The sequence below is a fragment of the Saccharothrix deserti genome, assembly GCF_009769385.1.
In the GTDB taxonomy this organism is placed as follows: Bacteria; Actinomycetota; Actinomycetes; order Mycobacteriales; family Pseudonocardiaceae; genus Actinosynnema; species Actinosynnema deserti.
This window is the reverse complement of sequence record NZ_ML775960.1, coordinates 449,538-473,025: the sequence shown is the minus strand read 5'-3', so window position 1 is coordinate 473,025 and position 23,488 is coordinate 449,538. Positions and strand designations below refer to the sequence as shown.

The following is a 23,488-nucleotide window of genomic DNA, read 5'->3' as shown; positions in this document are numbered from 1 at the left end:
TACCCTGAATCCGTGAGTGTCGAGTCGGTCTTCCCCGCCCTGGAACCCCTGCTGCCGAGGGTGTCCAAGCCGGTGCAATACGTCGGCGGGGAACTCAACGCCACCGTCAAGGACTGGGACGCCGCCGCCGTGCGGTGGGCCCTGATGTACCCGGACGCCTACGAGGTCGGGCTGCCCAACCAGGGCGTCATGATCCTGTACGAGGTCCTCAACGAGCAGCCGGACGTGCTGGCCGAGCGGACCTACGCGGTGTGGCCCGACCTCGAGAAGCTCATGCGCGAGCACGGCGTCCCGCAGTTCACCGTCGACGCGCACCGGCCCGTCGGCGCCTTCGACCTGTTCGGCGTCAGCTTCGCCACCGAGCTGGGCTACACGAACCTGCTCAACGCGCTCGACCTGGCGGGCATCCCGATCCACGCCGCCGACCGCACCGACGACCACCCCATCGTGGTGGCCGGCGGGCACGCGGCGTTCAACCCGGAGCCGATCTCGCCGTTCGTCGACGCCGCCGTGCTCGGCGACGGCGAGGAAGCCGTCCTGGAGATCACCGACATCGTCCGCGCGTGGAAGGCCGAGGGCCGTCCGGGCGGGCGGGACGAGATCCTGACCAGGCTGGCCGAGACCGGCGGCGTGTACGTGCCGCGCTTCTACGACGTGGAGTACCTGCCGGACGGCCGCATCCAGCGCGTGGTGCCCAACCGCGAGCGGGTGCCGTACCGGGTGTTCAAGCGGACCACGATGGACCTCGACGCGTGGCCGTACCCGAAGCAGCCGCTGGTGCCGCTCGCGGAGAGCGTGCACGAGCGGATGAGCGTGGAGATCTTCCGCGGCTGCACGCGCGGCTGCCGGTTCTGCCAGGCGGGCATGATCACCCGCCCGGTGCGCGAGCGGTCCATCGAGGGCATCGGCGCGATGGTGCAGCGCGGCCTGGAGGCGACCGGTTTCGAGGAGGTCGGCCTGCTGTCGCTGTCCAGCGCGGACCACTCGGAGATCGCCGAGATCACCAAGGGCCTCGCGGACCGCTACGAGGGCACGAACACCAGCCTGTCGCTGCCCAGCACGCGGGTCGACGCGTTCAACATCGACCTGGCCAACGAGCTGTCCCGCAACGGCCGCCGCTCGGGCCTGACGTTCGCCCCGGAGGGCGGCAGCGAACGCCTCCGGCGCGTGATCAACAAGATGGTGTCGGAGGAGGACCTGATCCGCACGGTCAGCGCGGCGTTCAGCGCGGGCTGGCGGCAGGTGAAGCTGTACTTCATGTGCGGCCTGCCCACCGAGACCGACGACGACGTGGTCCAGATCGCCGAGATGGCCAAGAACGTCATCCGCGCGGGCCGGGAGGTCTCCGGCCGCAAGGACATCCGCTGCACCATCTCCATCGGCGGGTTCGTGCCCAAGCCGCACACGCCGTTCCAGTGGGCCGCGCAGTGCGACCCGGAGACGGTGGACGACCGGCTGCGCAAGCTGCGCGAGGCGGTGAACTCCGACCGCGCGCTGGGCCGCAACATCGGCATGCGCTACCACGACGGCAAGCCGTCGCTGATCGAAGGACTGCTGTCGCGCGGCGACCGGCGCATCGGCCTGGTGATCGAGCGGGTGTGGCGCGAGGGCGGCCGGTTCGACGGCTGGTCCGAGCACTTCTCCTACGACCGCTGGGTGAAGGCCGCCGAGGCCGAGCTGCCGCCGCTGGGCGTGGACCTGGCCTGGTTCACCACCCGGGAGCGCGAGGAGCTGGAGGTCCTGCCCTGGGACCACCTCGACTCGGGGCTGGACAAGGAATGGCTCTGGGCGGACTGGCAGGACGCGCTGGACGAGCGTGAGCAGGACGACTGCCGCTGGACGCCGTGCTTCGACTGCGGTGTGTGCCCGGCGATGGGCACCGACATCGAGGTCGGCCCCACCGGTCGGGCGCTGCTGCCGATCTCGCCGGTCGGCAAGGGTTCCCCGGTGCGCAACCCGGCGTTGACGCAGGGCTGACACCGGCCCTGCGGCGGCGCTCGCCCCTCAGCGGTCCAGGTCGATCGTTGATCGGCGGTGCTTCGGCCCCGACGTCTCGGGGACGCGGATCTCGTCGCGGGTGTTCACGTCGCTGGCGTTCACGTTGATCGCGCGCATCGGGCACGCCCGTGCCGCCGCGTGCACCTGCGGGGCCTGGTCGGCGTCGGGGTTGCGCGCGTAGCGCAGCCGCCCGTCGTCCAGCATCCGGAACACCCTGGGCGCCTGCACCTGGCACAGCGCGAAGTGCCGGCAGCGCCCGTGGTCGACGGCGACCCGGAGCCCGGTCGGCGCGCCGTCGACCGGCCGGTCGTCCTCGGCCGGCGGCTGATCGTCCGTGACCGGCCGTCGACGGTCGTCGACCCGCGTCGGGGCGGCCTCGATCACGCCGAGCCGCGCGAGCACGTGCGCCGGCAGGAACCGCAGCATGGTCAGCGTGACCGCGGGCATCAGCACGGTGATCCCGCCGATCCACACCAGGGAGACGTGGCCGTTGGCGGCGGCGCCGAGCCAGGCGTGCATCGCGCCGAGCCACACGCCGATGTACGCGAGCCGGTGCAGGCGCAGCCAGTTCCGGTAGAACACCGTGCGCTGCAGCGAGGCCGTCACCGCGGCGGCGATCATGAGCTCCAGGCCGATCACGCCGAGCGCGTGTCGCATCTCACCGCCGCCGACGAGCGGCAGCACGAGCTGGTAGATCGCCAGGGATCCGTTCTCCAGCAAGAGGAACGTCACCGCGTGGACCACGGCCGTGGCCACGGCGAACGTCGCCAGCACCTGGTGCGTGATCCGCAGCGCGGCCCGTCCGGTGATCTTGCGGACCCAGCCGGTGGCGGTCAGCACACCCCAGCACGCGGTCAAGCACATGGTCACGTAGGCCATCCGGCCGGACAGCGTGGCGACGTCCCACACTCCCGAGTCGTGTTCCGAGACCGCGAGCACCACGTGTGCACCCCCTGTTAAAGAGAACCACTTCCACCCTCTACTGAGGAACTACGAACGTCGGGTGGGACGGTTCGACAGAAGGTTCAATTGAGATATGTGATCTGCATCACATCGATACTCCAGAACCGCGCGGATGGTCAACACGATGCGGCCCCTAGAACGCACGGTGACGTTCCCGGAACACGTTGCGCAGTGTTGGATCGGGGCGTTGTGTTGTAGTACGTTCGCCACTGTCTTATTCGCCCCGCCGCGCGTGAACTCTGGGAGGTTTGGTACTCCATGAATTCAGTGGGCGGTGTCTGCGTGGATGAGGGGCAGTCCGGCGAAGAACTCGTCACCGCGCTGTACTCGCAGTTCAAGGGCGCGTTGTACGCCCATGTGCTCGGCCTGACCAACCACGACCGGCAGTGGACCGAGGACGTGGTCCAGGAGACCTTGATCCGTGCGTGGCAGAACGCCGAGACGCTGGTCCGCGACCCGCGGATGCTGCGGGGTTGGCTGCTCACAGTGGCCAGGAGGATCGTCATCGACGGGTGGCGCACGAGGCAGGCGAGACCTCAGGAAGTTGAGCTGACCAGCCCGGACGCGGTCGAGGCGCCGGACGAGACCGAACAGCGGCTGTCCGCCATGGTGATCCACGACGTGATCAGCAGGCTCGGCGACGAGCACCGCGCCGCGATTTACGAGACGTACGTGCGCGGTCGCACCGTGCGTGAGGCCGCGCTGGTGCTCGGAATTCCGGAGGGAACCGTGAAGTCGCGGGTCTACAACGCGATGAAGATCCTGCGCCGCGCCTTGCGCGAGTTGCACTGAGAAAGCACGCCGAAGTCACCCGGAAGAAATACCCGGACCGTTGGGCGCGTGCATTGTTGGCGCGGTGGTCGAATCGGGTTTCCGAAGTGGGACCTCGATTCTTGCCGAAGACCGGCCGAAGGTCTCTACGGTGGGTACCGAAGGAAATTGCGGACCGGCGATCCCGGGCCTTCGGTACCGAGGGGACTGGACAGGTGTCCTACCGTGGTGGTCCCGATCCACCGCCCCGGGCTGGCCGCAGCAGATCGGAGCTATCCGGTGACAGCATCGAACCCGAGACTGCCGGGCCGGGACCGCGAACTGCGCTCCGCCCGCGCGCTGTTGCGCGGCGTGCTGACCGGCCGGACCACGACACTGCTGGTCACCGGCGAGATCGGCATCGGCAAGTCGGCCCTGTTGAGCGCGATCATCGACGACGCCCGTGAACTCGGGTTCACGGTGGCGTCGGCCATCGCCGCCCGGCTGGAGAGCGACCTGCACGGTGGCGTGGTCGGCCGGCTGGCCGAGGGCCTGCACGACGGGCAGGCCGACTCGCTGGACTGGTTCTACCGCGTGGTCCGGGAGGCGCTGGGCCGCGGGCCGCTGCTGCTGGTCGTGGACGACGTGGACCTGTCGGACAGCTGGTCCCTGCGCTGCCTGGCCTACGTGCTGCGCCGGGTCTGCGACCAGCCGTTGGCGGTCGTGTTCGCCGCCACCACCGGTCAGGCGCCGGTCGGCGAGGTGACCCTGCCCGAGCTGGTGGGCGCCCACCACGAGCACGTCGAACTGACCGGGTTGGACGTGGCGGCGGTCACCGCACTCGTCGGCGACGCGCCCGCGTCGGTCTGCCGGGAAGTGACCAGGGGCAACTCCAAACTGCTGGGAGCGCTGGTCGAACAGCTGCGTGCGCGCCCCGGCGCGACCGCGGCCACCGTGCGCGGGCTCGGCTCGGCGGAGATCGGGGCAGCGCTGCGGGTGCGACTGCGCCGTTACGAGGGTTCGGCGGAGGTCGTGCGCGCCGCGGCCGTGCTGGGTGAGGACGCGACCGTGGACCGCCTCGCCGCGATGGCGGGCGTCGAACCGCGCCGCGCGCTGCGGATCATCGACGGCCTGGTTCGGCTGCGCGTCTTCCGCGACGACTACCCGCTCGGCTTCTGCCACCAGTACCTGCGCAACTCCGTGTTAGCGGACCTCCCGGTCGCCACCAGGGCCGCCGACCACGCGCGCGCCGCCGTGCTGCTGCTGGACGCCGGCGCACCGGACGAGCGGATCGCCGTGCACCTTCGCGGAGCGCGCGCTGTGCCGCTTCCGTGGGGTGTGGAGGTCCTGCGGCGTGCGGCACGCAAAGCGACCTACGACGACCGGCTGGACGACGCACAGGACTACCTGGAGCGCGCGCTGGAGGAACGGCTGTCGTCGGACGAACGCCTTGCCGTGCAACTGGAACTCGTGCACATCACGTTCCTGGTCGACCAGGAGGCGGGCATGGCCCGGTTGCGGGACGCGTTGGCCCACGCCGACGACGCCCGCTCCGCCGCCGGACAGGCGGTCACCATGCTGCTGCGCCTGTGCAGCGCCCCGGAGGCCCGCCTCGCGCTGTCCATCGGCCTGCAACTGGTGTCCCGGCTCACCTCCCAGGAGCACGACGAGTCGTGGGAGCTGAAGGCCATGTCGTACCTCGCGGGTGCGGGGAACAACGTCGGCCTCGCGCTGCGCGCCAGCATGTTCACCGAGGAACTGGAGACCGACGTGCCGCAGTCGCCGCGGCTGCGCCAGGTCCACTCCGCGTTCCTGTCGCTCGGGCACGCGTTGCGCGGCGAGTCGGCCGAGAAGGCCCTCCAGTACGCCGCCGAGGCGTTGGAGGGCGAACGCTGCGACGTGTTCGTGCAGCCGTTCGTGTTCACCGTCAGCACGTGCTTCATGGCCGACGCGCCGGAGCTGTCCGACCGGTTCCGCCGCATGATCGGCAGCGAGGCCGAACCGCACGACTACCACCTCCGCAAGGGCACGGTCGTGTCGATGGCGCACGGCATGGACTTCCTCGCCCGAGGGGAACTGGTGCGCGCCAAGACGTTCCTCAAGTGGCAGCTGCGGCTGTTCGACGAACTGGGTGCGGTCGCGGTGTGCCCCATGGCGATCCTGTGCGCGGCCAGGCTGGCGGAGGTCCTGGTCGACCTCGGCCGGTTCGAGGAGGCCCGGGACCTGTTGGTGCGCTACGGCTTCGCCGACGAGCTGCCGGAGCTGTTCCAGCACAACGTGACGCTGTTCGCGCGGGGCAAGCTCAAGCTCGCCACCGACGACCCGCGCGGCGCGCTGGCGGACCTGCTCGAATGCGGGCGAAGACTTATCGCGTCCAAAATAGACAGCCCGGCGATCCTGCCGTGGCGTGCGTTGGCGGTACGTGCACACCTCGCGCTGGGACGCCGCGAGGCAGCCGCCCAACTGGCCGCCGAAGACCTCGCCCGCGCCAAGCGCTGGGGCACCCCGCGGGCGATGGGCACCGCGTTGATCTCCGTCGGGCTCACCACCGACGACGAAGCCGCGACCGGCGCGCTGCGCAAGGCCGTGGAGTACCTGACCGACTCGCCCGCCCGCCTCCTGCACGCCGAGGCGCTGTTGCAACTGGGCGCGCAGCTCAACCGCCGCGGTCAGGCGGAAGAAGCCATCCCGCACCTGCGGCAGGCCGTCGAGCTGAGCGCCCGGTGCGAGTCCAAGCCGCTGATCCGGCGGGCCGCCGAGGAACTGCGGGCCTGCGAACCGGCCACCGCGCAAGGCACCGTGCACGGGCTGACCAAGCAGGAGACCCGCGTCGCGGGCATGGCCGCGCAGGGCCTGACCAACCGGCAGATCGCCGAAGCCCTGTTCCTCACCCGCCGCACGGTCGAGCTGCACCTGTCCGGCGCCTACCGCAAGCTCGGCATCGCGGGCCGGGCGGACCTGGCGGGCGCGTTGCGCCGGCACCGGGGCCACCAGTACTCGGCCTGACCGCTCTGACCGCTACCGCACGGCGGCCAGCGCGTCGACCATGCCGTGCCCGTAGAAGCCGTTGTACTCCGAGTAGCCGGTGCAGTAGGCGTCCTGCACGCCCGTGCCGTTGAGGTCGTAGTCCGCCGGGCACGGCAGCGTCTCCGCCCGCGCGTTGAGCATCCGGCTCAGCTCGCCGGCGCTGGCCTCGGGGTGCGTGGACGCCAGCAGCGCCGCCACCCCGGACACGTGCGGCGCGGCCATCGACGTGCCGCACGAGTAGTCGTAGCCGGCGGCGGGCACGGTCGACAGCACGCACCCGCTCTTGTCGTCCGGCGCCTGCCTGCGGTCGCCGCCCGGTGCGGTCAGGTCCACCGCGCCCAGCCCGTACGAGCTGTACCCGGCCTTGACCTTGTCCGCGCCCACCGACGACACCGCCACCACGTTGCGCAGCTGCGCGGGCAGCACCAGGCACGTGCTGTCCACCGGACGCGGCTTCACGTCCTCCGCCGCGGCGTTGGTCGGGCTCAGCGCGTCACGGCCCGGCTTGGTCAGGTCGGCCGCCGCGTTGCCCGTCGCCGCCACCGTCAGCACGCCCTGCCCGGTGGCGTACTCGACCGCGCGCCGCACCGCCTCGTAGACCACGGACTGGCCCTGCTTGTTCTGGCAGGTGAACACCCACGGGTCGATGAAGTAGCTGTTGTTGGTGATGGTCATGCCCCGCTCGGCGGCCCACATGAACCCGCACACCGCGTACTCGGGGTAGATGAACCCGGCGTCGTCCACGACCTTCACCGACGCGATCCGCACGCCCGGCGCGACACCCGTGGTGCCCAGGCCGTCGTCGGCCGCCGCGATCGTGCCCGCCACGTGCGTGCCGTGCCCGGACGTCGTCGGCGACCACGCCGCGGGCGACGGATCGGCCACGCCCGTCGTGCAGCCGGCGGACAGCGCCGGGTCCAGCGCGCCGACCAGGTCCGGGTGCGCCGGGTCGATGCCCGAGTCGAGCACGCCGACCACCACGTCCCGGCTGCCGGTGCTCACCGCGTGCGCCTCGGCCGCCCGGATCAGGTCCATGTCCCACTGCTCGGCGGTGCGGTCCACCGCGCCCGTCGAGGCGGGCGCGAAGGCCGGCTCGTCGTCCTTCTTCCGCCGTCCTTCTTTTGGCTGGGCGGGCGCGCCGGTGCGCTTCGACAGGCCGTCGAGCTGCGCGCTGTACGCCCGGTCGACGCCGATCCGCTGCCCGAACCGCGGATCCGCCGACACGGCCACGGCCACCGCGATCTGCGGGTAGTACCGGGTGGTGGTGCCGCACGCGGCGGAGACCTGGGCCTCGGCCAGCGGCGCGCTGGTGCCGTGGCGGAACACGACCAGGTAGCGCAGCGTCGGACCGGGCTGGACGCAGCCCACCGCGGTCGCCGGCTCTTCGACGGGGTGGGCCGCGGCGGGCGTGCTCACCGCGAGGCAGCCGGTCGCGAGCAGCGTCGCGCTGACCGCGACCGCTCGGACGCGGCGGTGCAGAGGCACGGGGGACCTCCAGGGCTGAACCGGTCGGGGCGGCTGGCCGTCAACGGGACTGTTGCCGGACGGTAGCCAGACGGGGCGGAGCAGACAAGCGCGACGGTGCCGAACGGGTCCAAGGTACCGTCCTGGTGGAGTAGGAGCGTGGACCGCTTGGGGTGCTCACCCCATCGTGAGCCACCCGGGTACCCAAGGGGAGTAGCCCTGAGCCGCCAGCAGCAGCCCAACCCGTCGGCCGCACCTGTGCAGAAGCTCCGACTGCGCTACGCCAAGCGCGGTCGGCTGCGGTTCACGTCACACCGTGACATTGCGCGCACGTTCGAGCGCGCGCTGCGCCGGGCCGGCGTCCCGATGGCCTACTCCCAGGGCTTCAGCCCTCACCCGAAGGTGTCGTGGGTCGGCGCGGCGCCGACCGGTGTGGCGAGCGAGGCGGAGTACGTCGAGGTCCAGGTCGTCGACGCGGTCGACCCGGAGGCGCTGCGGACCGCGCTGGACGCCGTGCTGCCGCCCGGCCTCGACGTGCTGGAGGTCGTCCAGTCGGCCGGCGGCACGTTGCCCGAGCGGATCGAGGCCAGCGCCTGGCGGGTCGAACTGCCCGGCGTGTCGCCCGAAGAGCTGACCGAAGCCGTGTCCGCGCTGATCGCCGCGGAGTCCGTCGAGGTAGAGCGGTTGACCAAGGACGGCAAGAAGATCGTCGACGTCCGGCCCGCGATCGTGTCGGCCCAGGTGGAGACCGGGGCAGAGGTGCATTCGAGCGACGCGGGACACGATGGACGAGATTTGTCACAACCGTGTGGGATACTCATGACGGTCGTACGGCAGACAACCCCTACCGTGAGACCCGACGACGTGCTGAGCGCGCTCCGAGTCGTCGCCGACCTGGTTCCGCCGGTGCCCGCGAAGGCGACCCGGATGGCGCAGGGGCGGCTGGACGACGAAGGCGGCCTGGTCGACCCGCTTGCCCTGGACAGGGCGGCGGAGGTCTGACCGGGTGGTGCGGAACGGCGCTGACGGCGTCGTCGACAGAGTTATAGGACCTGCTGTGCCGCGTGCCCCACGGGTGGGCGCCACAGCGCGAGGCAAGGATTCCCGCCGCCAGCCGCGGCGGTGAGTGGACAAGAGAGGCCCCTGCGCGGCCGCGTCGGTTGGGACGCGCCCGGGGGCGGAGGAGCTGCATTGTCGAACACGGAAAAGCCTGCCGGCGCCGCCGGCGGGGGTAACGCCACACCCGCACACCCCGACTTGGCGGACCTACCCGCCAAGCTGAGGGTGCACGCGCTGGCCAAGCTGCTCGGTGCGAGCAGCAAGGACGTCGTGGCCGCCCTCGCCGATCTCGGCGAAACGGTGAAGGGCGCGCAGTCGAGCGTGAGCCGAGACCTCGCGCTCAAGGTCGCCGAGAGCCTGCTGGGCTGGGACGACATCGTCACCGGCGAGGTGGACGAACACACCGAGGAACCCGTGGCGGTGGCCCGCGAGGTCGCGCCGCTGGTGCCTCTGTTCGCCCCGCCGTCCGCGGTGTTCCTGCCGCCCACGCCGGTGCTCAAGGAGATCCCCGTCAGCCGGGACGAAGACCTCGACGAGGTCGACGACGAGGCCGGCGAGGAGACTGCCGCCGACGACACCGGTGACGAGGGCGAAGGCCGCCGCCGCCGTCGTCGTGGCCGGCGTGGCCGCGGTCGCGGCAAGGGCGTCGGCGACGAGAACGGCGAGGACGAGCAGGCCGAAGAGGTCGCCGAGGCCGAAGCCGAGACCGAAGCCGCCGAGGAGCCGTCGGCCGACGAGGAGGGCGCGGGCAGCCGCCGCCGTCGGCGTCGCCGTCGCCGCAAGACCGGCGCCGAGGAAGAGGCCGCGCCGAGCGAGGACGACCCGCCGAACACGGTCGTGCACGTCCGCGAGAGCACCATCCGCGACGCGCGTGACGACAAGGCCGACTCCGAGGCCGCGCAGAACGAGGTCCGCAGCGTCCGCGGCTCCACCCGGCTGGAGGCCAAGCGCCAGCGCCGCCGTGACGGCCGCGAGGCCGGTCGCCGCCGTGCCCCGGTGCTGTCCGAGGCCGAGTTCCTGGCCCGCCGCGAGGCCGTCGAGCGCACGATGGTGGTGCGCGAGCGCGGCGACCGCACGCAGATCGGCGTGCTGGAGGACGGCGTCCTGGTCGAGCACTTCGTGACCTCGTCGGGCAGCGGTTCGCTGGTCGGCAACGTCTACCTCGGCCGGGTGCAGAACGTGCTGCCCTCGATGGAGGCGGCGTTCATCGACATCGGTCGCGGCCGCAACGCGGTGCTGTACGCGGGCGAGGTCGACTGGGACGCGGCCGGCCTGGAGGGCAAGGCCCGCAAGATCGAGCAGGCCCTGTCGACCGGCGACAGCGTGTTGGTGCAGGTCACCAAGGACCCGGTCGGCCACAAGGGCGCCCGGCTGACCACCCAGATCAGCCTGCCCGGCCGCTTCCTGGTGTACGTGCCCGGCGGTGGCGCCACCGGCATCAGCCGCAAGCTGCCCGACAACGAGCGCAAGCGCCTCAAGGACATCCTCAAGCGCGTCGTCCCCGAGGACGCGGGCGTCATCATCCGCACCGCCTCGGAGGGCATCGCCGAGGAGGAGCTGGCCCGCGACGTGACGCGCCTGCAGGCGCAGTGGCAGGTCATCAAGGAGAAGGCCGACGTGCCCAAGGCCCAGGCTCCGCAGCTGCTGTACGAAGAGCCGGACCTGCTGGTGAAGGTCGTCCGCGACCTGTTCACCGAGGACTTCGCCCAGCTCGTCGTCCAGGGCTCGGACGCGTGGGACACCATCGACGCGTACGTCCGCCACGTCGCGCCCGACCTCCAGGAACGGCTGCGCCGGCACGTGGGCAACAACGACGCGTTCGTCGAGTACCGCATCGACGAGCAGCTGCTCAAGGCACTGGACCGCAAGGTCTGGCTGCCGTCGGGCGGCTACCTGGTCATCGACCGCACCGAGGCGATGACCGTCATCGACGTGAACACCGGCAAGTTCACCGGTTCGGGTGGAAACCTCGAGGAGACGGTCACCCGGAACAACCTGGAGGCGGCCGAGGAGATCGTCCGCCAGCTGCGGTTGCGGGACGTCGGCGGCATCATCGTGATCGACTTCATCGACATGGTGCTGGAGTCGAACCGCGACCTGGTGCTGCGCAGGCTGACCGAGTGCCTGGGCCGTGACCGGACCCGCCACCAGGTGGCCGAGGTGACGTCGCTGGGTCTGGTGCAGATGACGCGCAAGCGCGTCGGCACCGGCCTGCTGGAGGCGTTCTCGACGACCTGTGAGCACTGCCGCGGCCGCGGCGTGGTCGTGACGACCGACCCCTCCGCGCACTTGCACGGCAACGGCGCCGGCAACGGCGGTGGCCAGCCGCCGCCGCAGCAGCAGCAACAGCCGCAGGGCGGTGGCCGCAAGTCGCGTCGGGGCAGGAACGCGGAGGTCCCGGAGCCGGTGGCCGAGCCGACCGTGGAGCCGACCGAGGAGCCCGAGGCGATCATCGAGCCGTCCACCTCGGAGGAGCCGGTGGCCGCCGTGGTCGAGGAGGAGGCCGCGCCGGAGACCCCGAAGCGCGACCGCCGCCAGCGCCGCCGGGCACGCCGGGAAGCGGGCGCCGTCATCAAGCACGGTGACGAGCCCGCCGCCACCCCCGCCGCCACCCCCGCGGTCCCCGCCGCCGAGCCCGCCCAGCCCGAGACGAGCCCTGCCGCAGCCGCGGGCACGGCCACGACGGGCGCCGAGACGGCCCCTGAGCCCGCTCAGGAGGCCCAGCCGGTTCCGGCTGCCGAGCCCGCTCCCGCCGCACCCGCGGCGGCGGAGGAGCCCGCTGCCGCGCCGGTCGAGGTCGCCCCGGCGGCCACGGCGAGCGCCCCGGCCCCGGTCGAGGTGCCCACCCAGCCCGATGCCGCCCAGACCGACGCCGCCGAGGCGGAAGCCGCCCAGGCCGCGGCCACGTCCGAGCCCTCCGTCGAGCAACCGCTCAACGGCCGGACCCCGGAGCCCGCGGCGCCCGTGGTGACCACGCGTCGCCGCACGGCCCGCCGTGCCGCCTCCAGGCCCGCCGGACCGCCCCTGGGCGTCAAGGAAGGCTGATCCACGGCTGATCCACCACCACACGGCGAACCGCCGCCCAGCTCCGGCTGAGCGGCGGTTCGCCGTACCCGGCCCAGCCCACCCCACCCGACTTTGTCGGTGCCCCGTGGTTGGGTATGTGCGAGGGGTCCCGCGCCGAGGGGTACCCCCGCCCCGGCTTTGCGCCCGCTCCCGCCACGCGGCTCTCACCAGGGCGAACCCGGTTCGCCGACCCCGGTTTGACCACGCAGTCCACCGCCACGTAACCTGATACACGGCCCGCCGTCCGGTGGGCCCTGTCGCGTGAAGCCCAGCTTGCCCGATGTTCAGTGCAGCCGTGGCGCGCGCGATCCCGTCCCGTCGAGTAGCAGGAGACTTCCGTCCCGATGTACGCGATCGTCAAGACCGGCGGCAAGCAGTACAAGGTGGCTGTCGGCGACGTCATCGAGGTCGAGAAGCTCGAAGGCGAGCCGGACACCGAGATCACCTTCGCGGCGCCGCTCCTCGTCGTGGACGGCGAAGACGTCACCTCCGCGGCGGACGCCCTGGCGAAGATCTCGGTGACCGGCAAGGTCGTCGAGCAGACCAAGGGCCCCAAGATCCGCATCCACAAGTTCAAGAACAAGACCGGCTACCACAAGCGCCAGGGTCACCGCCAGAAGCTGACCCGCGTCGAGGTCACCGGCATCACCGGTAAGTGAGGATCTGACTAGCCATGGCACACAAAAAGGGCGCATCCAGCTCCCGCAACGGCCGTGACTCGAACGCCCAGTACCTCGGGGTGAAGCGGTTCGGCGGTCAGGTCGTCAAGGCCGGCGAGATCCTGATCCGCCAGCGCGGCACCAAGTTCCACCCCGGCGTCAACGTCGGCCGCGGCAAGGACGACACGCTGTTCGCGTTGGCGCCCGGCGCGGTCGAGTTCGGCTCCAAGCGCGGTCGCAAGACCGTGAACATCGTCCCGGTCGAGGTAGCTGCTTAAGCGCCTCGGGCGTAGACGGAACGACCTCCGACGAGGGGCGGGACCGGTGCATTCCGGCTCTCGCCCCTCGTTGCTTCTTTGGAAAGGAAATCCCCGTGTCCCGCTTCGTCGACCGGGTCGTCATCCACGTCGCCGCAGGTGACGGGGGCAACGGGGTCGCCTCCGTGCATCGCGAGAAGTTCAAGCCGCTGGGTGGTCCGGACGGCGGCAACGGCGGCAAGGGCGGCGACGTCGTGCTGGTCGTCGACTCGCAGGTCCACACGCTCCTCGACTTCCACTTCCGCCCGAACGCCGCCGCCGGCAGCGGCAAGGGCGGTCAGGGCGGCAACCGCGACGGCGCGAACGGCGCGGACCTCGAACTGCGCGTCCCCGACGGCACCGTGGTCCTCAGCCCCGAGGGTGAAGTTGTCGCGGACCTCGTCGGCGAGGGCACCCGGCTGATCGCGGCCCAGGGCGGTCGCGGCGGTCTCGGCAACGCCTCGCTGGCGTCCAAGGCGCGCAAGGCGCCCGGTTTCGCCCTGCTGGGTGAACCCGGTGAGCAGCACGACCTCGTGCTGGAGTTGAAGTCCGTCGCGGACGTCGGCCTGCTGGGCTTCCCGTCGGCGGGCAAGTCGTCGCTGATCTCGGTGCTGTCCGCGGCCAAGCCGAAGATCGCCGACTACCCGTTCACCACGCTGGTGCCGAACCTGGGTGTGATCACCGGCGGCGAGACCATCTTCACCATGGCCGACGTGCCCGGTCTGATCCCCGGCGCGTCCGAGGGCAAGGGCCTCGGCCTGGACTTCCTGCGGCACATCGAGCGGTGCGCGGTGCTGGTGCACGTCGTGGACTGCGCGACGTACGAGGCGGGCCGCGACCCGCTGTCGGACATCGACGCGCTGGAGGAGGAGCTGGCGAAGTACACCCCCTCCCTGGCCGACGACCTGGCCGAACGACCGCGAGTCGTGGTGCTGAACAAGATCGACATCCCGGAGGCGAAGGACCTGGCGGAGATCGTGCGCCCGGACATCGAGGCGCGTGGCCTGCCGGTGTTCGAGGTGTCCACGGCCACCCGCGAGGGCCTGCGTGAGCTGACGTTCGCGCTGGCGCGCGTGGTGGAGGAGTACCGGGCTTCGCGGCCGAAGCAGGAGTCGACCCGGATCGTGCTGCGGCCCAGGGCCGTGGACGACCAGGGCTTCACCGTGGTGGAGGACCCGGAGACCGAGGGCGGCTTCATCGTGCGCGGCGAGCGGCCCGAGCGGTGGATCCGGCAGACCGACTTCAACAACGACGAGGCCGTCGGCTACCTGGCCGACCGGCTCAACCGCCTCGGCGTCGAGGAAGTGCTGGTCAAGATGGGCGCCCAGCCGGGCTGCCAGGTCACCATCGGCGACCTGGTGTTCGACTGGGAGCCGACGACGCCCGCCGGCATCGCGATGACCATGACCGGTCGCGGCACGGACCCGCGGCTGGAGGCGCACAACCGCGTCGGCGCGTCCGAGCGACTCGCGGCGAAGAAGGCCCGCCGCATCCCCGGCACGTACGACGAGTTCGACGCGGACGACGAGTTCAAGGCGGACGACGAGTTCGAAGAGGACGACGACGAGTGATCGGTTCGGTGGCGGCGTCGCAGGCCCGGCAGGCGGTGTCCGCGGCGTCCCGGGTCGTGGTGAAGGTCGGGTCCTCGTCGTTGACCACCGCCGCGGGCGGGCTGGACCCGGCGCGGCTGGACGCGCTGGTGGACGCGGTCGCGGCGCGGCGTGCGGCGGGCAGCCAGGTGGTGCTGGTGTCGTCGGGCGCGATCGCGGCCGGTCTGGCGCCGTTGGGTGTCACCCGGCGGCCCCGTGACCTGGCCACGCAGCAGGCGGCGGCGAGCGTCGGGCAGTTGGCGTTGGCGCACGCGTACGCGAACTCGTTCGGGCGGTACGCGCTGACCGTCGGGCAGGTGCTGCTGACCGCGGACGACGTGGTGCGGCGTTCGCACTACCGGAACGCGCAGCGCACGTTCTCCCGGCTGTTGGCGCTGGGCGCGGTGCCGGTGGTGAACGAGAACGACACGGTGGCCACGGAGGAGATCCGGTTCGGCGACAACGACCGGCTGGCGGCCCTGGTGGCGCACCTGGTGGGCGCGGACGCGTTGTTCCTGCTCTCCGACGTCGACGCGTTGTACGACGGCGATCCCCGCCTGCCGGGCGCGCAGCGCATCACCGAAGTGGCCGGGGCGTCCGATGTGGACGGTGTGCGGGCGGGTTCGGTCGGCGCGTCCGGGCTGGGTACCGGCGGTATGGCGTCCAAGCTGGCCGCGGCACGGCTGGCGGCCTCGGCGGGCATCCCCGTGTTGCTGGCGGGCGCGGCGGACGCGACGCGGGCGTTGAGCGCGGCGGACGTCGGCACGGCGTTCGCGGTGACCGGACCCCGCCTGTCCGCGCGCCGCTTCTGGCTCGGGCACGCGGCCGACGCGACCGGCAAGCTGTGGCTGGACGACGGCGCGGTGGCGGCGGTCGTGGGTCGCAGGCGGTCGTTGCTGGCGGCGGGCATCACCGACGTGGAGGGCGCGTTCGAGGCCGGTGACGTGGTCGAGCTGGTGGACCTGTCCGGGCACGTGGTGGCGCGCGGCGTGGTCGGTTTCGACGCCGCCGAACTGCCCGCGTTGATCGGCCGGTCGAGCCACGACCTCCCGACGGAACAGCGACGAGAGGTCGTGCACGCCGACGACCTGGTGCCGTTGCGGTCCTGACCTCACTCGTGGCGCAGCGCCATCGACGGGGCCATCCGCGCCGCGCGGATCGCCGGGAGCAGCCCGAACAGCACGCCGATGCCGACCGAGACGGCAACCGCCAGTGTCGCCGTCGACGCACGGCGCAGGCCGGTCTCGCGGGTCCGCTCCGTCACCGCGTCGACGAGCATGTCCGCCAACGGCTCCTCGTCATCGACGACCAGCAGCGTCGCCCGATCCCGTTCCTGCAGCCACACCGCCGGCTGCAGGAACGGATGCTGTGCGCGGGCTGAAGCCTCAGTGCAGCTGTTTGGCCTTGGTCTCGGGCATCGCGAGGATCACGAAGAACGCGATGACGGCGCCGATCGCGACGTAGACGAAGAACGTCGTGCCCGGCAACGCCTGGATCACCAACGGCGCGGTGCCGCCGAACAGCGCCACGGTCAGGTTGTACCAGGAGCCGATGCCCAGGGCGCGCAGCTCGGTCGGGAACAGCTCGCTCATCACGGCGGGCGCGATGGACGTCATGGCCGTGTAGAGGCCGAGGCCGACGCAGAACACCACGAGCAGGTTGCCGACGCCCGGCCCGATCAGCGTGGACAGCGGCACGACGAGCAGCGCCGTCGCGGCCGACCAGGCGAGCAGCTGCGGTTTGCGGCCGAACCGGTCCGACAGCGCGCCCATCGGGTACTGCAGGGCGATGAACAGGACCGTCGCGATCGACAGGGCGAGGAACACGTCCACCGCGTCCGCGCCGCGCTTGGACACCGCGAACGGGGTCAGCGCGCTGAAGAAGGTGTAGTAGCAGAGCGTCGACAGCATGGTGAAGCCGACGAGCCGCCCGACCGCCTTGGGGTGGTCGCGCAGGGTCGTCAGCAGTGGGCGCTTGAGCTGCTGCGCCTTGGCCTTGTTCTGCTCGAACTGCTCGGTCTCCTCCAGGCTGCGCCGCAACCACAGGCCCACCAGCCCCAGCACACCGCCGACCAGGAACGGGATGCGCCAGCCGTAGGACGACAGCTGCGCGGCGTCGAGCGTGCGGGCCAGCACGAACCCGAGCAGCGACGCCACCAGCACCGAGACGCCGGTGGAGATGTAGAAGAACGCCGAGTACCGCCCGCGACGCTCCGGCGGCGCGATCTCCGCCAGGTACGCCGAGGCGTTGGACACCTCACCGCCCAGCGAGAGACCCTGTGCGACGCGGGCGAGCAGCAACAGGATGGGCGCCAGCCACCCGACCTGCGCGTAGGTGGGCAGCAGTCCGATGGCGACCGAACCGCCGGCCATCAGGATGATGGTCAACAGCATCGCCGTCCGCCGCCCGCGCAGGTCGGCGAACCGACCGAGCAGGTACCCGCCCAACGGCCGGAAGAAGAACGCGATCGCGTACGCCGCGAGCGTGTTGATCAGCGCGAGTCTGGGGTTGTCCTTGGGGAAGACCTGGGTGGCGAAGTAGATGCTGAACGTCGCGTAGATCGTCCAGTCGTACCACTCGATGGCGTTGCCGATGCTCGCCGCGACGAGCTTGCGGACAGGCAGGCGGTGCGGGGTCTCGGACTCGGTCTCCACGGCGGCCATGGGTGGACACAACCACAAAGCCGCCGAAGTCGGTAGATCCTTCACCGAACCCCGTCGCGCTCACCTCCCGTGATCAGCCGCGGCCGGCCACTCGGTGGCGAGCAAGCCGAACAGCAGGTCGTCCGTCCACTCTCCCTTCATCCACGTGTTCCGCACCCGGTGTCCCTCCTGCCGGAACCCGAGCCTGGCCAGCAGTCGCGCCGACCTTTCGTTGCGGGCGTCGCACTCGGCGGACACCCGGTGCAACCCGCGTTCCTCGAACAGGTGCGCCAGCACCCGTCGCACGGCCTCCGTCGCGTACCCGCGCCCCTGGTACGCGGTCGCCAACGTGTACCCGATGTCGGCCTGCATCAGGTTCAGGTGCAGGCCGACCCCGACATCGCCGACGAGCACCCCGTCCGCCTCGACCGCGAACTGGTACCACCCCGCCGCGGTCGGGTCCGCCGGGCCGACCTCCCGCACGAATTCCTCGGCGTCCGCCAAGGAGAACGGCGCTTCCCACCCCTGGTACCTCGCCACGTCCGGGTCCGACCGGTACGCGGCGAACGCCGGCGCATCGGCCGCCGTGAAAGGCCGCAGCACCAACCGTTCCGTCGTCAGCCTCATGTCGCCGCTCACGCTCCGGATCTCACGCTCTGGGCCTCGCGCTCTGGATCTCATGCCGTCACCGCCAACGCGAACGGCAGCACCGCCGACGCACCGGCCCGCCGCAACAGCCGGGCGGCCACCGTCATCGTCCACCCGGTGTCGACCTGGTCGTCCACCAACAACACCGGTCCGTCCACAGTGGACAGATCTGGAACGTCGGTCTCCCGCACCAGCCCCGCCAGCCGCTGCGCGCTGTTCGCCCGGTGCGTCGACTCGCCCAACCACACCTGCCCGAGCAGCGGTAGCCGCCCGACCGCCGAGATCCGCTGCCCGAAGCTGCCCACCAACGCCGGCCTGGTCCGCGACCCGACCGTCACCACACCCACCGGCCGCTCCGCCCAACCCCACGCGGCCAGCACCTTCACGCACGCGGCGAACACGTCCTCCGGGATCTCCCGGTCGTCCGCACCGAACAGCGACCGCAACCGGTTGCCCCAGCCGATATCGGTCAACCGCCCCAACGCCCGCCCCGTCGTCGCGCTCTCACCCGCCGGGATCTTCCCGGACAACGACACCCCGGCCGCCGCCATCCCCGTCGGCCACATCTTGCGCGGCTCCACCTCGACACCGGGCCGCAGCAGCCGTTCCCGCGCCGCCGACGCCGCCACGTCCGACACCTCCGCCGACGGCCGCTGCCCCGTGCAGTTGTCGCACCGACCGCACGGCGCCGCGTGCGGGTCGTCCAACTGCCGCAACAGGAACTCCATCCGGCAGCCGTCGGTCGCCAGGTAGTCCAGCACCGCCTGCCGCTCCACCTGCCGCGCCGCCTCGATCCGCTCGTACCGCTCGGCGTCGTAGGACCACGGCTGCCCCGTCGACACCCACCCGCCGCGCACCCGCCGCACGGCGCCGTCCACGTCGAGCACCTTCAGCACCACTTCGAGCCTGGTGCGCGACAACTCCACCAGCGGCTCCAACGCGGCCGTCGACATCGCCCGGTCCGACGGCAACGCGTCGAGCACCTGCCGCACCACCCGTTCCGGCGGGAACGCCAGCGACGCGAAGTACGCCCAGATGTCCTTGTCCTCCGGGCCGGGCAGCAACAGCACCTCGGCCCGCTCCACCCCGCGACCCGCGCGGCCGATCTGCTGGTAGTAGGCGATGGGGGAGGGCGGCGCGCCCAGGTGCACCACGAACCCCAGGTCCGGCTTGTCGAACCCCATGCCCAGCGCCGACGTCGCCACCAGCGCCTTGACCCGGTTCGCCAACAGGTCCTCCTCGGCGCGCTGGCGCTCCGCCGGGTCGGTGCGCCCCGAGTACGCCGTCACCTCGTACCCGCGTTCCCGCAGGAACGCCGCCACGTCGTCGGCCGAGGCCACCGTCAGCGTGTAGATGATCCCGGAGCCCGGCAGCTGCTCCAGCCGTTCGGCCAGCCACCCCAGCCTGGCCTCGGCGGTGGGCAGCCGCACCGCAGACAGCCGCAGGCTCTCCCGGTCCAGCGGCCCGCGCAGCACCAGCGTGTCCGTGCCCGCGCCCAACCCGAGCTGGTCGGCCACGTCCCGCACCACCCGGTCGTTGGCCGTGGCCGTGGTGGCGAGCACCGGCACACCGGCCGGCAGCTCGGTCAGCAACGTCCGCAGCCGCCGGTAGTCCGGCCGGAAGTCGTGGCCCCAGTCGGAGATGCAGTGCGCCTCGTCCACCACCAGCAGCCCCGCCGACGCGGTCAACGACGGCAGCACCGTGTCCCGGAAGTCCGGGTTGTTCAGCCTCTCCGGCGACACCAGCAGCACGTCGACATCACCGGACGCCACCCGGTCCTGCACGTCCTGCCACTCGTCGGTGTTGGCCGAGTTGATCGTCGCCGCGTGCACGCCCGCCCGCGCGGCCGCGTCGACCTGGTTGCGCATCAACGCCAGCAACGGCGACACGATCACCGTCGGACCCTCGCCCAGGGACCGCAGCAACGCCGTGGCGATGAAGTACACGGCGGACTTGCCCCACCCCGTGCGCTGCACCACCAGCGCCCGCCGCCGTTGGGACACCAGCGCGTGGATGGCCGTCCACTGGTCGTCCCGCAGGACGGCCTGAGGACCTGCCAAAGCCCTCAGCCGTTCCTCGGCCAGTTCGCGGAGCGCACCCTCGTCCATGCGCCACACCATGGCAGACAGCCCCGACAATCCGAGGCCCGGTCCCGCACGGCTCCCGCGTCCATTCACTCGATCGATACCGCGGCTTCGGCGCATCCAGCCCAGTGGGAACCTCGAAGACATCCACCACCGGGTGACCGTAGGCTGGACGACGTGACTGATGACCTGCGCGAACAGGTGCACGCCGCGGCTCGGCGCGCCCGTGTCGCCGCCAACGAGCTCGTCCTCGCCACCCGTGAGAGCAAGGACGCCGCACTGCACGAGATGGCCGCCGCGCTGCGCACCCGCGCCGCCGAGGTGCTGGAGGCCAACGCCAAGGACCTCGAAGCGGGCCGGGCCGCCGGAATGGGGCAGGGCCTGCTGGACCGCCTCGCGCTGACCGAGGCGCGCATCGAGGGCGTGGCCCAGGGCCTGGAGACGGTGGCCGGCCTCGCGGACCCGATCGGCGAGGTGCTGCGCGGCTCGATCCTGCCGAACGGCCTGGAGCTGAAGCAGGTCCGCGTTCCGATGGGCGTGGTCGGCATGGTCTACGAAGCCCGCCCGAACGTCACCGTGGACGCGGCCGGCCTGGCGTTGAAGTCCGGCAACGCGGCACTGCTGCGCGGCTCGTCCTCCGCCGACCACTCGAACACCGCGCTGGTCGCCATCCTGCGCGACGCGCTGGAGACCGTCGGTCTGCCCGCCGACTCCGTGCAGTTGCTGCCGTGCCACGACCGCGCCTCCGTCACCCACCTGATCACCGCGCGAGGCCTCGTCGACCTGGTGATCCCGCGCGGCGGTGCCGGCCTGATCAACGCCGTCGTGCAGCAGGCCACCGTGCCGACCATCGAGACCGGCGTGGGCAACGTGCACGTGTACGTGGACGCGAGCGCGGACCTCGACATGGCGCAGCGCATCGTGCTCAACTCCAAGACCCGCCGCGTCAGCGTGTGCAACTCGGCCGAGTCGCTGCTGGTGCACGCGGCCATCGCGGACGAGTTCGTGCCCCGCGTCACCGACGCCCTCATCGCGCAGAACGTCACCATCCACGGCGACGACCGGTTCGCGAGCGACCCCAGGGTGCGGACCGCGACGGACGAGGACTGGGACACCGAGTACCAGTCCCTGGACATCGCCGCCCGCGTGGTCGGCTCGATCGACGAGGCCATCGAGCACATCGCCGAGCACGGCTCCGGTCACACCGAGGCGATCGTGACCAGCGATCTCGCCGCGGCCCGCCGGTTCACCACGAGGGTCGACGCGGCGGCGGTCATGGTCAACGCGTCCACCGCGTTCACCGACGGCGGCGAGTTCGGCATGGGCGCGGAGATCGGCATCTCCACCCAGAAGCTGCACGCCCGCGGCCCGATGGGGCTGGCCGAGCTGACCTCGTCCAAGTGGGTGGTCTGGGGCGAGGGGCACGTCCGGTCGACGTCGTGAGCAGGCCCCGGGACGCCGCCGCGACCAAGGCGGCGTTGCTGGACGCCGCCACGAAGCTGTTCGGTGAACGCGGGTTCGACCGCACCACGGTGCGGGACATCGCGAACCTGGCGGGCGTGAACCAGGCCCTGCTGTTCCGCTATTTCGGCAGCAAGGACGCTCTGTTCGCGACCGTGCTGACCACGCAGAGCCGTGAGCTGCTGGAGGACTCGCCCGCCGAGCACCTGCTGCGCAACGTGCTGCTGCGGATGCTGGAGGAGAAGCCGAGGCGCGAGGACCACCCGTTGTACGCGGTGCTGCGGTCCTCGCACCACGACTCGGCGGCCGATCTCGTCCGGCGGCAACTGGGGGAGGAGTACGCGCGTGCTCTGGCGTCCCTTACGGACGCCGACGACGCACAACTGCGCGCGGACCTCGTGCTGGCGTGGATCGTGGGCATCGGTGTGCTGCGCACCATGTTCGGCAAAGAGCCCCTCGCGGGCGCGGACCGCGCCGAGGTGGCGGCTCTGGTGACCAAGGCCGCCTCGGTGTTGCTGGAGCACACCGAACCCGGTTGACGGTCGGTAGCGATCTGCCTACTGTCGGATGTAAGCAACTGCTTACATGGGGGTACCGATGGAGATCAGGTCCTACCCGTTCACCGAGCTCGACGACCTCGAGCTCCACCCCGCCTACCTCGAGCTGCAACGGGACGAGCCGGTGGCCAGGGTCCGGCTGCCCTTCGGCGGCGACGGGTGGCTGGCCACCCGCTACGAGGACGTCAAGACCGTGCTCGCCGACCCGAGGTTCAGCCGCGCGGCGGTGATGGAGCCGGGCGCCGACGTGCCGCGCACCCTGCCGACCATGCCGACCGAGTCGAACATCCTGAGCATGGACCCGCCGGACCACACGCGGCTGCGCAGGCTGGTCGCGAAGGCGTTCACCGCGCGGCGCACCGAGCAGCTGCGCGAGCGCGCCCAGGAGATCGTGGACGGCCTGCTGGACGAGATGGAGGCGCAGGGCCCGCCCGCCGACCTGGTCGAGGCGCTGGCCATGCCGCTGCCCATCACGATCATCTGCGAGATGCTGGGCGTGCCGTACGAGGACCGGGGCAAGTTCCGCGCCTGGTCGGAGGCGGCGGTGGCGATCACCGCGTTCACGCCCGAGGAGATCATCGCGGCCAACGAGTCGCTGCGCGCCTACATCGGCGGGTTGGTCGAGCGCAAGCGCGCCGAGCCCGCCGACGACATGCTGTCCGTGCTGGTCGCGGCGCACGACAACGAGGACCGGCTGAGCACGCAGGAGCTGGAGTCGTTCGGGGTGGCGCTGCTGGTCGCGGGCCACGAGACCACCGCGAACCAGATCGGCAACTTCGTCTACCAGCTGCTGCGCAACCCCGACCGGCTCGGCGAGTTGCGCGCCGACCCGTCGCTGGTGCCCGCCGCGATCGAGGAGCTGCTGCGGATCACACCACTGGGTGGTTCCGCGGGCTTCCCCCGGATCGCGACGGCGGAGGTCGAGCTGTCCGGCGTGACGATCAAGCCCGGTGACGCGGTGTTCGTCAACAACGTCGCGGCCAACCGCGACCCGTCGGTGTTCGAGAACCCGAACGAGCTGGACTTCCACCGCGAGCACAACCCGCACATCATGTTCGGCCACGGCGCGCACCACTGCATCGGCGCACCGCTGGCGCGGATGGAGTTGCAGGTCGCCATCGGCACCCTGCTGAAGCGGTTCCCATTGCTCCGACTGGACGGTGACGTCACCTTCAAGAAGGGCAGACTGATCCGTGGTCCGCAGGCCCTTTCGGTGAGGTGGTAA

At 71.5% G+C, this 23,488-nt stretch carries 18 protein-coding genes; 12 read left to right on the top strand and 6 right to left on the bottom strand.

Features of this window, described 5'->3' with window-relative positions:
- Positions 1-12 precede the first annotated feature (12 nt).
- Positions 13-1,977, top strand: a complete 1,965-nt coding sequence (locus FM051_RS04475) for a TIGR03960 family B12-binding radical SAM protein (protein ID WP_158840868.1) — start codon at positions 13-15, stop codon at positions 1,975-1,977.
- A 27-nt stretch (positions 1,978-2,004) separates the two neighbouring features.
- Here FM051_RS04475 and FM051_RS04470 read toward each other — a convergent pair whose 3' ends face one another.
- Positions 2,005-2,940: a ferric reductase-like transmembrane domain-containing protein gene (locus tag FM051_RS04470; protein ID WP_238412125.1), complete on the bottom strand. Its 936-nt coding sequence runs from the start codon at positions 2,938-2,940 to the stop codon at positions 2,005-2,007.
- A 279-nt stretch (positions 2,941-3,219) separates the two neighbouring features.
- Between FM051_RS04470 and FM051_RS04465 the strand changes: the two genes are divergently transcribed.
- Complete coding sequence (locus tag FM051_RS04465; RefSeq protein WP_158840866.1) at positions 3,220-3,753, top strand: sigma-70 family RNA polymerase sigma factor; 534 nt, start codon at positions 3,220-3,222, stop codon at positions 3,751-3,753.
- A 258-nt stretch (positions 3,754-4,011) separates the two neighbouring features.
- The gene (locus FM051_RS04460) at positions 4,012-6,717 is read left to right on the top strand and encodes a helix-turn-helix transcriptional regulator (RefSeq protein ID WP_158840864.1); all 2,706 of its coding nucleotides are present in this window, start codon (positions 4,012-4,014) and stop codon (positions 6,715-6,717) included.
- Between the two features lie 12 nt (positions 6,718-6,729).
- Here FM051_RS04460 and FM051_RS04455 read toward each other — a convergent pair whose 3' ends face one another.
- Entirely contained in the window at positions 6,730-8,223 is a 1,494-nt protein-coding gene (locus tag FM051_RS04455; protein WP_158840862.1) for a S8 family peptidase, read from the bottom strand.
- A 237-nt stretch (positions 8,224-8,460) separates the two neighbouring features.
- On the opposite strand from FM051_RS04455, the gene FM051_RS04450 reads away from it, so the two are divergent.
- The 6 genes from FM051_RS04450 (at position 8,461) to proB (ending at position 15,980) form a co-directional block, all read left to right on the top strand.
- Entirely contained in the window at positions 8,461-9,204 is a 744-nt protein-coding gene (locus FM051_RS04450) for a TIGR03936 family radical SAM-associated protein (protein ID WP_158840860.1), read from the top strand.
- A gap of 189 nt (positions 9,205-9,393) precedes the next feature.
- On the top strand, positions 9,394-12,306 hold the full coding sequence (locus tag FM051_RS04445) for a translation initiation factor IF-2 N-terminal domain-containing protein (protein WP_158840858.1): 2,913 nt from the start codon (positions 9,394-9,396) through the stop codon (positions 12,304-12,306).
- A 365-nt stretch (positions 12,307-12,671) separates the two neighbouring features.
- Entirely contained in the window at positions 12,672-12,986 is a 315-nt protein-coding gene (gene rplU / locus FM051_RS04440) for a 50S ribosomal protein L21 (protein ID WP_077008623.1), read from the top strand.
- A gap of 14 nt (positions 12,987-13,000) precedes the next feature.
- Complete coding sequence (gene rpmA, locus FM051_RS04435; RefSeq protein WP_077008624.1) at positions 13,001-13,264, top strand: 50S ribosomal protein L27; 264 nt, start codon at positions 13,001-13,003, stop codon at positions 13,262-13,264.
- A 95-nt stretch (positions 13,265-13,359) separates the two neighbouring features.
- A complete protein-coding gene (gene obgE / locus FM051_RS04430; RefSeq protein ID WP_158840856.1) occupies positions 13,360-14,853 on the top strand; it encodes a GTPase ObgE in 1,494 nt (497 codons plus the stop codon).
- On the top strand, positions 14,850-15,980 hold the full coding sequence (gene proB, locus FM051_RS04425; protein WP_158840854.1) for a glutamate 5-kinase: 1,131 nt from the start codon (positions 14,850-14,852) through the stop codon (positions 15,978-15,980). Before obgE ends, proB begins: the two co-directional genes overlap by 4 nt.
- A gap of 2 nt (positions 15,981-15,982) precedes the next feature.
- Here the strand turns inward: proB and FM051_RS04420 are convergent, their stop codons facing one another.
- The 4 genes from FM051_RS04420 to FM051_RS04405 are packed head-to-tail and all read right to left on the bottom strand — an operon-like array spanning position 15,983 to position 20,269.
- Positions 15,983-16,216, bottom strand: coding sequence for an ABC transporter permease (locus tag FM051_RS04420; protein ID WP_158840852.1), 234 nt, complete (start codon positions 16,214-16,216; stop codon positions 15,983-15,985).
- A 40-nt stretch (positions 16,217-16,256) separates the two neighbouring features.
- Positions 16,257-17,534, bottom strand: a complete 1,278-nt coding sequence (locus FM051_RS04415) for an MFS transporter (protein ID WP_158840850.1) — start codon at positions 17,532-17,534, stop codon at positions 16,257-16,259.
- Positions 17,535-17,594: 60 nt separating this feature from the next.
- Positions 17,595-18,152 carry a GNAT family N-acetyltransferase gene (locus tag FM051_RS04410; protein ID WP_238412123.1) on the bottom strand — a complete coding sequence of 186 codons (558 nt, stop codon included), beginning with the start codon at positions 18,150-18,152 and terminating at the stop codon, positions 17,595-17,597.
- Between the two features lie 38 nt (positions 18,153-18,190).
- The gene (locus FM051_RS04405) at positions 18,191-20,269 is read right to left on the bottom strand and encodes a RecQ family ATP-dependent DNA helicase (protein ID WP_158840848.1); all 2,079 of its coding nucleotides are present in this window, start codon (positions 20,267-20,269) and stop codon (positions 18,191-18,193) included.
- A gap of 153 nt (positions 20,270-20,422) precedes the next feature.
- On the opposite strand from FM051_RS04405, the gene FM051_RS04400 reads away from it, so the two are divergent.
- Genes FM051_RS04400 through FM051_RS04390 form a run of 3 tightly spaced genes read left to right on the top strand, consistent with a single transcriptional unit; the run spans position 20,423 to position 23,488 of the window.
- Positions 20,423-21,688, top strand: a complete 1,266-nt coding sequence (locus FM051_RS04400; protein ID WP_158840846.1) for a glutamate-5-semialdehyde dehydrogenase — start codon at positions 20,423-20,425, stop codon at positions 21,686-21,688.
- On the top strand, positions 21,685-22,245 hold the full coding sequence (locus tag FM051_RS04395; protein WP_158840844.1) for a TetR/AcrR family transcriptional regulator: 561 nt from the start codon (positions 21,685-21,687) through the stop codon (positions 22,243-22,245). The genes FM051_RS04400 and FM051_RS04395 overlap by 4 nt, the downstream gene beginning before the upstream one ends.
- A gap of 58 nt (positions 22,246-22,303) precedes the next feature.
- Positions 22,304-23,488 (top strand): cytochrome P450, encoded by a 1,185-nt coding sequence (locus tag FM051_RS04390; RefSeq protein WP_158840842.1) that lies wholly within the window; start codon positions 22,304-22,306, stop codon positions 23,486-23,488.

Bases quoted from the DNA above. Each gene is read 5' to 3' on its own strand.
- FM051_RS04465 (WP_158840866.1), top strand. From the start codon at position 3,220: ATGAATTCAGTGGGCGGTGTCTGCGTGGATGAGGGGCAGTCCGGCGAA.
- rplU (WP_077008623.1), top strand. From the start codon at position 12,672: ATGTACGCGATCGTCAAGACCGGCGGCAAGCAGTACAAGGTGGCTGTC.
- rpmA (WP_077008624.1), top strand. From the start codon at position 13,001: ATGGCACACAAAAAGGGCGCATCCAGCTCCCGCAACGGCCGTGACTCG.
- FM051_RS04415 (WP_158840850.1), bottom strand. From the start codon at position 17,534: ATGGCCGCCGTGGAGACCGAGTCCGAGACCCCGCACCGCCTGCCTGTC.
- FM051_RS04405 (WP_158840848.1), bottom strand. From the start codon at position 20,269: ATGGACGAGGGTGCGCTCCGCGAACTGGCCGAGGAACGGCTGAGGGCT.
- FM051_RS04390 (WP_158840842.1), top strand. From the start codon at position 22,304: ATGGAGATCAGGTCCTACCCGTTCACCGAGCTCGACGACCTCGAGCTC.